This window comes from Novosphingobium beihaiense (assembly GCF_022832375.1).
Taxonomy (GTDB): domain Bacteria; phylum Pseudomonadota; class Alphaproteobacteria; order Sphingomonadales; family Sphingomonadaceae; genus Novosphingobium; species Novosphingobium beihaiensis.
Genome location: NZ_JALHLG010000029.1, coordinates 64876 through 77425, shown reverse-complemented (window position 1 = coordinate 77425; position 12550 = coordinate 64876). Strand labels below are relative to the sequence as shown.

General features: G+C 64.0%; 5 protein-coding genes and 1 pseudogene. 3 read left to right on the top strand and 3 right to left on the bottom strand.

Annotation, left to right across the window (positions count from 1 at the left end):
- A partial coding sequence (locus tag MTR66_RS15955) for a beta strand repeat-containing protein (protein WP_243922857.1) occupies positions 1-7544 on the bottom strand: 7544 nt, incomplete at its 3' end.
- 332 nt (positions 7545-7876) lie between these two features.
- Between MTR66_RS15955 and MTR66_RS21390 the strand changes: the two genes are divergently transcribed.
- Complete coding sequence (locus tag MTR66_RS21390; RefSeq protein WP_243922833.1) at positions 7877-9301, top strand: sensor histidine kinase; 1425 nt, start codon at positions 7877-7879, stop codon at positions 9299-9301.
- Positions 9298-9993: a response regulator transcription factor gene (locus tag MTR66_RS21385; RefSeq protein ID WP_243922831.1), complete on the top strand. Its 696-nt coding sequence runs from the start codon at positions 9298-9300 to the stop codon at positions 9991-9993. The genes MTR66_RS21390 and MTR66_RS21385 overlap by 4 nt, the downstream gene beginning before the upstream one ends.
- Before the next feature lie 121 nt (positions 9994-10114).
- Here MTR66_RS21385 and MTR66_RS15940 read toward each other — a convergent pair whose 3' ends face one another.
- Entirely contained in the window at positions 10115-10297 is a 183-nt protein-coding gene (locus tag MTR66_RS15940) for a hypothetical protein (RefSeq protein ID WP_243922829.1), read from the bottom strand.
- A 131-nt stretch (positions 10298-10428) separates the two neighbouring features.
- On the opposite strand from MTR66_RS15940, the pseudogene MTR66_RS21455 reads away from it, so the two are divergent.
- Positions 10429-11201, top strand: a pseudogene (locus MTR66_RS21455) (IS5 family transposase).
- A gap of 141 nt (positions 11202-11342) precedes the next feature.
- Here the strand turns inward: MTR66_RS21455 and MTR66_RS15925 are convergent.
- Entirely contained in the window at positions 11343-12536 is a 1194-nt protein-coding gene (locus tag MTR66_RS15925; RefSeq protein WP_243922823.1) for a serine hydrolase domain-containing protein, read from the bottom strand.
- Positions 12537-12550 lie beyond the last annotated feature (14 nt).

Genomic DNA, 12550 nt, shown 5'->3' with positions numbered 1-12550 from the left:
GTCGAGGACCCCGTCGAGGACAGCGTGTAGTTGCCCGCATCGGCACCCGAGAGCGAAAGCCCCGAGACCGTAACGCTCTTGTTCGTGCCCACATTCTTGTCGGAGAACACGAAGGTGCCCGAACCCGAGGCGGAGACGCTGTCCCCGGAGATCACGCCGGTCAGGCCCGTAACCGAACCCGTCGCCGCCGTGGTCCCGTCATAAGTCTTGTCATGCGCCGAGACACTGGCTGTCAGCGCCGCCTTGCCGATCGTGCCGATGGTATCGGAGAGCGCCGTCGAGGCCAGGACATAGTTCCCGGCGTCACCGCCCGTCAGCGTCAGTCCCGAGACCGACACCGTCTTGCCGGTGCCTGCGTTCTTGTCGCCGTAGCTGCCGCCGGTGGCATAGTTCAGGACGACATCGTCGCCCGCAATGCCCGGGCTCAGCGTGTAGTTGCCGCTTGCCAGCGTGGCGGACGTGGTGCCGTCGTAGGTCTTCGTCACCGTACCCGTCAGGCCTGCCGTCAGCGTGTAGGCGCCAATGCTGCCCGCCGCCGTGTTCGCCGTGACCGTGTAATTGCCGCCGCTGTTGCCGTCGTTCAGCGTGTAACCGCTATCGACCGAGAGAAGCCTCGCCCCGGCATTCTTCGTATCGAAGGACTGCGTGAGCCCGCTGATCGTATCGCTGCCAACAAGGCCGGATACCGTCACCGTGCCGGACGAGGAGGCCGTGCCGTCATAGGTCTTGCTGTCCGTCACCGCCGAGAGTGTCAGCGCCGCCTTGCCGATCGTGCCGATCGTGTCCGACAGCGCCGTCGAGGCCAGGACATAGTTCCCGGCATCGCTGCCCGTCAGCGTCAGTCCCGAGACCGAGACCGTCTTGCCGGTGCCTGCGTTCTTGTCGCCGTAGCTGCCGCTGGCGGCATAGTTCAGGACGATATCGTCACCCGCAATGCCCGGGCTCAGCGTGTAGTTGCCGCTCGCCAGCGTCGCGGACGTGGTGCCGTCGTAGGTCTTCGCCACCGTGCCCGTCAGGCCCGCCGTCAGCGTGTAGGCGCCGATGCTCGCGGTCGAGGACCCCGTCGAGGACAGCGTGTAGTTGCCCGCATCGGCACCCGAGAGCGAAAGCCCCGAGACCGTAACGCTCTTGTTCGTGCCCACATTCTTGTCGGAGAACACGAAGGTGCCCGAACCCGAGGCGGAGACGCTGTCCCCGGAGATCACGCCGGTCAGGCCCGTAACCGAACCCGTCGCCGCCGTGGTCCCGTCATAAGTCTTGTCATGCGCCGAGACACTGGCTGTCAGCGCCGCCTTGCCGATCGTGCCGATGGTATCGGAGAGCGCCGTCGAGGCCAGGACATAGTTCCCGGCGTCACCGCCCGTCAGCGTCAGTCCCGAGACCGACACCGTCTTGCCGGTGCCTGCGTTCTTGTCGCCGTAGCTGCCGCCGGTGGCATAGTTCAGGACGACATCGTCGCCCGCGATGCCCGGGCTCAGCGTATAGTTGCCGCTCGCCAGCGTGGCGGAGGTGGTGCCGTCGTAGGTCTTCGTCACCGTACCCGTCAGGCCCGCCGTCAGCGTGTAGGCGCCAATGCTGCCCGCCGCCGTGTTCGCCGTGACCGTGTAATTGCCGCCGCTGTTGCCGTCGTTCAGTGTGTAACCGCCATCGACCGAGAGAACCCTCGCCCCGGCATTCTTCGTGTCGAAGGACTGCGTGAGCCCGCTGATCGTATCGCTGCCGACAAGGCCGGATACCGTCACCGTGCCCGAGGACGAGGCCGTGCCGTCATAAGTCTTGCTGCCCGTCACCGCCGAGAGTGTCAGCGCGGCCTTGCCTATCGTGCCGATCGTATCCGACAGCGCCGTCGAGGCCAGCACATAGTTCCCGGCATCACCGCCCGTCAGCGTCAGACCCGAGACCGAGACCGTCTTGCCAGTGCCTGCGTTCTTGTCGCCGTAGCTGCCGCCGGTGGCATAGTTCAGGACGACATCGTCACCCGCAATGCCCGGGCTCAGCGTATAGTTGCCGCCCGCCAGCGTGGCGGACGTGGTGCCGTCGTAGGTCTTCGTCACCGTGCCCGTCAGGCCCGCCGTCAGCGTGTAGGCGCCGATGCTGCCCGCCGCCGTGTTCGCCGTGACCGTGTAGTTACCGCCGCTGTTGCCGTCGTTCAGCGTGTAGCCGCTATCGACCGAGAGAAGCCTCGCCCCGGCATTCTTCGTGTCGAAGGACTGCGTGAGCCCGCTGATCGTATCGCTGCCGACAAGGCCGGACACCGTCACTGTGCCGGACGAGGAGGCCGTGCCGTCATAGGTCTTGCTGTCCGTCACCGCCGACAGCGTCAGCGCCGCCTTGCCAATGGTCAGTGTGCCGGCAACCGCCATGATGTCGTAACCGAACTGGTCTGAATAGAGGCCGTTCTTGATTGAATAGGTGCCCGCATTCGCGGACGTGAGATCGCTGCCCAGCGTCCCCAGCAGCGATGCACCGCTGTCGGATGGCGTATAGGTGAAGCCGGTGTAGGCCGAACCGTCATACGTCTTGGACGCATTGTCCGCCGTGACCGTAACAGATGCCAGCCCCCAGCGCAGCAGAGGCGCCGTGTGACCGCCGTAGATTCGCCAGACGGAACTGGTGCCGCCGCTGTCGTCGATGCTCCATCCGGCGCCGGTGAAGTTCGCGAGGGCCGTCATGCCGGTGGCATCGAGCCCCGTGATCCCGCTTGAGCTCCCGCTGCCGACGCCCGCGGCAAGCCCCGAGCTTGCCGTATTCCAGAAGCTGCCGGTCACCGTGCCGGTCCCGATCTGTCCAATCAGGCCGCCAATGACAGCACTCGCGTTGGCACTCGATACAGCGCCACTCGCATAGCTGTTGGTGACTGTCGCCGCGCCGTTATTATAGCCGATCAGGCCGCCCAGAACGGTTGCGGAGCCGGTGTTCCCGGTCACCGAACCGCTGGCATAGGAATTATCGATGTGGCCCGCACCGGCATTGGCCCCTACCAGCCCCCCGGTGCTGGCACCCCCGCCATTGACACTGGCCTGGGAGAAGGACTGGCTGATCGTCCCGCCATTGTTATAGCCCACCAGGCCGCCGCTGCCCGTGCCGCTGCCGGTCACGCTTCCGGTGCTGTAGACGGCGCTGACGGTGCCCAGGTTCTCCCCGGCCAGCGCACCGACACTGCCGCGCCCGGTGACGGATACGCCGCTCAACCCCAGATTGCTGACCGAACCGCCGGTCCCGATCAAACCGAACAGGCCGACATAGTCCGTGGCCGAACGGGCAATAGCGAGATTGGCGATCGTGTGCCCCTGCCCGGCCAGGCTCCCTGTGAACGGGGTTCCTGAAGACCCGATGGAGAGGAACCCCGCCCCGGAGTTCCAGCTCGCAGTCCCGCTCGCGCCGATATCCTGCGCAAGCGCAAAATGGCTGGCGGCAAGGCTGTTCGACGTCATCCCCTGCACGCCATAGATATCGGCGATCTGATAAGGCGTGGAAGCGGAGCCGTCGCCGCCGGTCGCGCGAAGGAAAGTCGCGCTGGCATTCATGCGGAAATCGCCGGCATGGAACGATGGCAGGCTCGATGCGATCTGACGCCATGTTCCCGAATTCATGACGAAAGTGCCGGCATCGACAGCGGAAGAGGATCCCACCGTGCCCGAGCCCATGATCGTCAGGGCTCCGCTGGTTCCGGTTATCGCCCCGCCCAGAGTGATGTCGCCGCCCGCACTCGTGGACAGGGTCAGCGCCGAGGTATCGCTCCAACTGACCGGGCCATTCACGCTGAGCGCACCCGCGGCGCCCAGTTCTACCGCGCCGTTGACACCGAAAGTGCCACCGCTCGTCAGCGACAGGAGCCCGGCCGATGTCAGCGTCGTGTCGAGGCTGTAGCCGGAAGCGGCGTTCAGATAGACCCCGTAACCGGCGGCCGTGGTCAGGCTGTTGAAGGAGTTTGACGACAGGAAGGACGAAAGGTCCGTATCGCTGTAGGAGCCCAGCGTCGCGGTGTAATTGCTCCGGGTGCCGCTCAGCGTGCTCTGCCCGGTGGTCAGGCGCAGGGCCGATCCGTAAATGTCGAGGTTCTGTATGCCGTTGACGCCGGTTACGTCAGCGAACCCCGCCCCCTTGGCAGTCGCGCCGTCAAGATAGCTCAGCACGCCGGTGGACGCGATCGAGCCCGATTTGGCCAGGATATAGTAGTAGCCGTTGGCGCCTGTCGATGCGCTGCCGATCGCAGTGCCCGTAGTGATCGCCGTCACACTCGCACCGGGCAGCTTGAACGTGCCTGCATCGCTATAGGCAAAACCGGAGACGGCGACCGGGGTCGTTGCGTATTGCCAGCCGAAATAGGGGTAAAGGTGTGTATCCGTGCCCCAGACGGAGCCGGAAAACCCGGTCGGCAGCGTGCCCTGAAGCTGAGCCGTGGTCAGGCCCGTTCCATAGAAGCCGAGGATGATCCCCGAAGTCTCCGTATCCCAGTAACTCTCTGTGATGGTTCCGGTATTATAGGATGTCAGGCCGACATCGGTTGAAAACCCAGGTACACGGCCCGTCGAATAGACATGGTTCAGCGTGCCCAGGTTGCCACCGGCAAATCCACCTCTGCTACCGCTCGTTGCCGAGACTTCTCCCGTGGCATAGGAATCGAAAATGGTCCCGCTGTTCGAGCCGACGAAGCCCCCCGCCCAAGAGGCGGAGGCGGACACCTTCCCGCTGGCATAGGAATACGAGACGGTGCCGGAATTTTGGCCGACCAGACCGCCGATGAACCCACCGGACCACGGATCCACGGTAGCCACGGTCCCACTGGCGTAGGAATACGAGATAGTGCCGAAGTTATGGCCGACCAGGCCGCCGATGAAATTGCCGCCGCTGGTGACGGCCGCCGTCGCATAGCTGCGCGTCACGACGCCCGATGCAGCAAGGGAACCCACCAGGGCGCCATTGATCGCGCCCCCCGTGACACTGCCGCCGACCAGGCCGACATCGGACACCGTGCCCGATACGTATCCGAACAGCCCGGCATTGTACGACGGCCCGCCATTGACCATCAGTCCTGCGACGGTGTGGCCCTGGCCATCGAAAATGCCGGTAAACGGACCGTCGGCCAGACCAGGAAACTTTCCGACCGGATCGAATCCCGCGCTGCCCCAGACATCGCCGTAGTACCCGCCGCTGGCGGTGAAAGCGGATGTCAGATCGAGATCGGCGCCGAGCCGGTAGCTGGCGGATACGTCCAGCGACATCAGTTGCAGCGCATGCGGCGTGAAGATCACTTTCGCATATTCATTGCGCAGCATGGGCCGCGTCGCGCCCTCGGTCATCACCCAGGTATTGGTGAAATCGAAGCCGGAATACGCCGCTTGCGTATAGGCATTGGCGTTGCTGATGCCGGTTCCCGCAAAGCTTGTGCTTTGCCCGGTGGAATCGGTGTCCCAATAGGCATTGCTGGCCGTCACCGCCCCGGCAAAGGCCGCGCCACCGACGAGGCCACCGACATTGGTCGTGCCCGAGACCGCACCGCTGGCATAGACGTTGGTCAGCGTGCCGCCCTGATAGGTGCTGCCAACCAAGCCGCCGACATAGTCGGTAGTGCCGGTCACCGCGCCGGTCGCATAGGAATTGGCGATCACCCCTGCCCGAAGCCGCCCGACCAGACCGCCGACCTCCCCGAACCCGGTGACTGTCGCTGCCGAGGAAGAGCCGGAAATCGGAATCTGATCGGCCCAGCCGACCAGGCCGCCAACCTGACCACCACCACCGACCGACGTGACGCTGCCGGTGACATGGACATTGCTGATACCGCTGCCCGCGTTGAACCGATAGGCCAGGGCGCCGGCGTTCCCACCGCTCAAGATCGAGACGTTGGACAGGGTGAAATCCCGGAAGCCCCCGCTGGTCGAGGAAAACATCCCGACCGCGCCATCGCCTGTGCGATTGATCGTCAGCCCGTCGATCGCATGATTGAGGCCGATCAGAGTCCCGCTGAAGCCGCCAATCGGCGCGAAACCGGCGCCGGAGTGCCATGCGCTCGTGCCCGAGGCATCGATGTCCCCGGCCAGTGCGTAGTTGCCGCCGCCGGTGATGTTCTGCAGCGCGGCGGCATCGTGGATCAGGGTATAGCTCGTGCCGCCCGCGGCGAACGTGGCGCTCGCTCCGGAAAGCGTCACGCGCCCGCCGTTGGCGAAACTGTAGTTGCCGCCATATGTCAGTGCCAGACCGGCACTCGCCCCGCTCGCGGTAATATCGGCGTTGATCTCGATATTGCGTACGGCGTTAAGCGTCAGTGTCGTGTTGGCGCTCCAACTGATCGCGTCATTGACGAAGATGTCGCCGTTGCCCGACACCGCCCCGTCATTGCTCGACAGCACGACATTGCCGCCCGCGAGATTGGCGGCGATAGTCGCGCCGGTAATGTCACCGCCACTGGCCGCGATGGTGAGGTCATTCGGGTCGATCAGCCAAGTCCCGGCGGTACCGTTGTCCGAAAGTGTCGAGACCCGCGCGGTATCGGCAATGGAAAGCGCCGCGCCCGACGTTTCGACCGAGCCCCCGCTGCCACCCGCGCCGCCCCTGGCCGCAATCGCGCCGGAGAAAGACAGCGAACCGGCGGCCACCGCCGAAACCGTGCCCCCGGCCGCGCCGGGCCCCGTAGCCGAGACATCGAGCGTCCCGGCCAGATCCACCGAACCTCCCGTCACGGTGATATGGCCGCCCGCCTCGCCTGCGGTGGCGGCAAGCGCCGCTGAACTTTGCACGGTACCCTGATCGCCCGCAGTCAGGAAAATCCGCCCGCCGGACGAGGCAACGCCGGTCGCCTTGATCACGGCATCGGTATTACCCGCCAGTGCATAGACATTGCCGCCGTTGGCGCGCATTTCCACTTGCGCGGCCCGCACCGTTCCTGCGTTGACGACGCCGGTATCCGATCCGCCGATCCGCACCGAGATCGTGCCGTTGCCGCCCGCATCATCGCTCATCAGCACGTCGTAGCCAGCAGCCAGCCCTACGGTGCCCTTGCCCGCGCTGATCGTGCCCGCATTCTCCACCCTGCGGGCAATCAGCGCCACGTCTCCCTGCGCCGAGGTGATCGTGCCGTTGTTGATGATCGACGCGAGGCTGCCGCCCGCGAACACCATCGGCCCGCCGGAGAGGAAGCCCTTGTCGCTGACATCCTGCGTGGTCGCAACGAAATCCCCGCCCGTCACCACCTTGCCGCCGGAACCGATCACGACGCCCGAAGGATTGACCAGATAGAAGCTGCCGGTCGCGCTGACGGCACCATCGATCCGGCTCGCGCGGCTCCCAGTGACACGGCTGAGCGTTGCCCCCGAACCATTATCGATCGTAACGGAATTTCCGGCGCCCACCGAAAAGGAGTTCCAGTTGACGATCGCCGCTTTCGACGACTGGCTGACGGTAACATTCGTGGCGCCGGTGCGGATCGTCGCGCTGCCCGCCACGACCGTACCGCCGGAAGGCAAGCTGTCACCCGCGAACGCGGGCATCGGCACGCATGCCGTGGAGGAGAGCAGCGCAATACCCAAGCGCTTCACATGTTTCATCTGCCCGGCTGCCATCTGCCCGCCCTTTTCCCTCAAAGCCCGATATGGTCCAGGAGGGCGCGCTGCAGCGCACACGACTATAGCCGGAATGCTAAAATCGCCTGCTTGTGCATATCGGCCAACGAGCCCCACCTTTGGTTCCATGCACTTCGAGATGCGATGGAACGCAGAGTCATAAACCAGCGGGAAAGATCGCCTTCCACCCACAAATTCTTATATTTTCTGACAAAATCTGACATCGCCCACGAGTATGGCAGGGAGCGGACGCCGGGATTTGCATCCCCGGATCATCGGTATACAGAAAGTATTCCTCGCCACCGGAGCCGAACACCGTGCTTGATCTTAAGACCACGATGATAGCGCTGGCCTGTTCGGTCTCGATCCAGGGACTGATCTGGTTCGCTCTCTGGCACACCTGGGGCCGCACGCGTGAAATCCGCAATCTGGCGCTCGGCTTCGGCGGTATTGCCGCCGGTGTTCTGCTGATGGGATTTCGAGGGCCGTCACCGCCCGCCTTCGTGCTCATTGCCGATAACTTCGTGGTGAAGCTGGGCTGCGTGCTGTTCGCCGTCGGCCTGGCGCAGTTTCTCCGCAGGCCTTATCCGCGCTGGTTCGGACCGACCTGGCTCGTGCTCTTCACCGGCCTCTTTGCCGCCGCGCTCGCCCTCGCACCGGACGACGTGTCATGGCGCGTCCATGTCGCTACACTGTTCTGCCTGACGCTGGTCTTGCCGCTCTGCCTGAAACTGGCGGCGGACCGGGAACATCCCGCATTGCTGCGCTGGATCGCGATCAGCGTGATCGGGGAATACATGATCGCATGCCTCGCCCAGAGCGGGCTGGCGATCGCGGATACGCTCAACCACCGGCAGCAGCACATATTGACCAACGGCAACGCCTGGTTCTTCCTTCAGGCCAATCTCTTCATCAGCGGGTTGTTCGCCAGCTTCCTGTTTATGATCCTGGGCCGCCTTTCGAACGAGCTGCGGCACAAGAACGATGCCCTTTCGGCCGAGATCGAGCGGCGCCAGCAGCTCGAAATGAAGCTCGCCACCAGCCTGCAGTCCGAAAAGCTCGCGCGGGAAGAACAGAAACAGTTCCTGCGCATGGTCAGCCACGAATTCCGCACCCCGCTGGCCATGATCCAGCGGGCAGGAGAAATGATGGGCATATTGCTGGCACCGGTCCCGAATGCTGTGAACAGCCGCCTCACCGCCATCGACGAAGCGGTGCAGCGCCTGTTGACCCTGCTCGAACGTTTTCTGGCCCTCGACCCAAGCGAAGACAGTGTCCTGCGGCTCGAACAGATCGACATTGCCGCCATGCTGGCCGAAGCACGCGATCACTTCGCGGTCATGGACGTTCAGGCCCGCATCCACCTCGATGCGGAACCGGCCTTGCCCTCCTATTGCGGGGATCCGGACATGCTGCAGACCGTGATGATCAACCTGATCGACAACGCGCTGAAATATTCACCGGAGGACCGGCCAATCCATGTCTCGGCCAGACAGACGGACAAGGCTCTGGCGATTGCCGTATCGGACGCCGGGATCGGCATTCCCGCGGAAGACCGCGACAAGATCGGCAAGCGGTTTTTCCGCGCGCCGAACACCACGTCGACCGCGGGCACCGGGCTCGGCCTCTACAATTCGCGGCGCTTGCTCTCCTACCACCACGGCCATCTGGCGCTCGAACCGTCGGACAGCGGCGGTGTCGTCGCAACCGTGCGCCTGCCCCTGCCGGAAGCCGTCCTGTGATACAGATCCTCGTCGTCGAAGATGAGCCGCGCCTGCGTGCGGATCTGGTGGATTACCTCTCCATGCGCGGCTTCGCCGTTCGCGGGGCGGATAGCGCGGCACGGTTCCATGCCCTGCTGCAGGACGCGCTGCCCGATGTCGTCCTCATGGATGTGGGCCTGCCCGACGGCGACGGCTTCGATCTTACGGCGAAGCTGCGCGCCAACCATGATTGCGGCATTATCATGCTGACGGCGCACGGCGGGAGCGATGCCCGCATTCGCGGGTTCGAAAGCGGCGCGGACATCTATCTGGTCAAGCACAGTCCGCTCAAGGAAATCGAAGCGGCGATTGTCAGCCTGTGCCGCCGCCTCAACCGCACCGCCGCACCCGCTGCGCGCCCCTCGGCATGGAGCCTCGATCCCAGGCGCTGGACCATCCTCTCGCCCGAGGGGCATAGCGTCACGCTGACAGCGTCGGAGCTTGCTTTCCTGAACATGCTGATGCGCCAAGACGGCGAGCCGTGCGGACGCGCTGAACTGGCCACGGCCGTCGCGCGGCCGCAAACCTCGTTCGACGACCGCCACCTCGATGCCGTCGTCAGCCGGCTGCGCAAGAAAATCGAAGCGGAGACAGGCGAAAAGTCACCGATCCGCGCAGCTTACGGTGTAGGCTATGCTTTCAGCGCCCCTGCCCAGGTTCTTGAGATTTAGATGTTTGGTCCTAGGCTACGTGGACAAATTCGCGGCCCAAGGGGCGGTGGCGATAGGCGCTGGCAAGATACGAGCGGTTTGATAGGCTGTGGGTATGTTGCCGACCCGCACCCTGACCGGCTCACTTGTCGTCGATGGGGATGATTACGAGTGGGAACTTCGCCGTGAGCCGCAGTGGTGCACCGCTGACGGTTGGCAGGGTATGCAGGTTGCAATTCGTGTCACAAAGGCAGGTGGCCGAGAGGCGCTCCTTCAATTTCCAATGCCCCAGAAAGCCGCTCAGCGCGCCCGTGGCAATCGACATCGTCCGCAATTACATCAAGCAGAGTTGAAGGCTGCCGTTAGGCTTGCGCTGTCAGGCGGATGGGATCCGTATGCACGCGGGAAGCCTTTTTACGTTGACGTTCCAACCGGTCATTAATTCAAGGCTGCTTTTTGGAGGCAGGCTTGAGCAGAAGCGATCTCACTGAAGCGGAATGGCGCATCTTGAAGGACTTACTGCCGATCGAGCCTGAGAACCATGGTCGCGGCAGGCGTCCCGAGCAGAACCGTTCGATCGTCAACGGCATACTCTGGCGGCTTCGGTGCGGCGCTCCGTGGCGCGATGTCCCGCCCAAATACGGCAGTTGGAATACAATCTACCGGCGGTTCCGGCGTTGGAATGAGGCCGGAGTCTGGGAGACCGTGGCGGTGACGCTGGCAGAGGTCATGGCGGACAGCGGCCACTACAGCATCGACAGCACCACAGTCCGCGCCCATGTCTCGGCAGCGGGCGGAAAAGGGGGACTCAGAGCCAAGCCATTGGCCGATCCAAAGGCGGCATGACGACCAAGATCGTGGCGCTGACCGATGCCTTAGGCGACCTCGTGCGCTTCGTCTTGTTACCGGGCCATCGTTTCGACACGATCGGTGTCGCACCTCTGATTGAGGGGCACGAATTCGGGGCCTTGCTCGGTGACAAGGCCTACGACTCCAACTGGATCGTTGAGGACCTCAACAGGCGTGGGGCCAAGGTCGTGATCTCACAACGTCCCGCTCGGGCGCTCAAACTCCCGGTCGACGCCGAAGTGTACAAATGGCGGCATCTGATCGAAAACTTCTTCTGCAAGCTCAAGGAGTTCAAACGTGTCGCCATGCGCGCCTGCAAAACCGATCACAGCTTCTCAGCCATGATCTATCTGGCCGCCCCCATCATCAATTCCCGGTGAATCCCCACAGGCCCTAGTTCCGATCGTTCTTTCCTTGCCCTGATTTGGAATCTGACCACCCGCCATCGAGATTTTGAAGGGCAATCGAGATGAAACCGTCGAATGCTCGGGCCTGCGCGCTTGGCACGCTTGTCTCAAAGATCAGAGAAACTCGGCTGCATCGAGGATTTTACCGCAGACGGTTTCGCCATCGCGACTGTCGGAATTGGCGATCGCGCCGACCGAGAAGCCATCGGGCAGCACGGCCATGCAGCTGTGGATCGCCCGTCGCGGGCGCTCGCGCCGTGAAAACAGGTCACCGCCATGCCAATAGCGGTTCCGGGTCCGATCGCTCGAACCGTTCGAAGTACGGTCCCAGCCCAGCTTGCGGACGGTACGCGCGAAACAGGCCCCTTGCGAAAGCAGCCGCCGGTCCAGCGGCCAGTTGTTGGCTGAATTGCAGTCCGCGCGGCCAGCGATCCTGGCGAGGTGCGAAGCCGAGAGCCGCCAGCCGGCGTGCGCGCCGCAGTTTTCCTGGCTCCCGTTGAAGGGAGAACCGGCACCCGTGGAATCAGTCCAGTCATAGGCATAGGCATGGCGCGCGGATGGCGGTTCCACGCAGCTTGCCTGTTCGACTCCGCTGGGGGCGAAGATGTGTTCGCCGGCGAACAGGCCGAACAGTGCGCCGTGATTGGCCTTGCGAACGTCCGATCCGTCGCCGCCTTGCGACATGCGCCACAGCTTGGGCACGATGATGCGGAACAAGGCATAGTTGGAATTCTTGTAGCTGTAGTTCTCTCCGGCATATTTGTCCGGCCCGAGAAAGCGCTGCGCCACTCCCTTCCCAACCGCGAACCTGAGGCCGTCCCAGTCATTGCCCCACGGGCCTTCATTGCCGTTGGCCTTCAGTCTGTCGAACCGCTGTCCCATGCCTGAGGTATGCGTGAGCAATTGCCGGAAGGTGACGCTTTGGCCCTCGCGAAAGCCGCGCCCCCTGGCCCACCCGGCGGGGAGGTAAGGCGCGACCGGTTCCTCGATCGTCAGTCCGTTCGCTTCGAGCGCCTGCAGCACCGCGATCGCGGTGATCGATTTCGAAACGCTGGCGACATTGGCTCTGGTGCGCGGCCCCCATTCCTTGCGCCCATCGGCATCGCGCCGGGCGAGCCTGGACACCAGTGTGCGCCGGACTTTGCCATGCCGGGCGATCGCGATCGAATACCCCACGAACTGGCGCTGAAACTCCTGCGTGAGGCGTTGCTCCAGCTGGTCCATCCGCGCCTCCTGGGCGGAGGCCGGTGCCGCCGCGGCGAGACCAATGGCGAGGGCGCAGAAACTGGCAAGACGGGTGTGGCGCACGAGGTGTCTCCTGA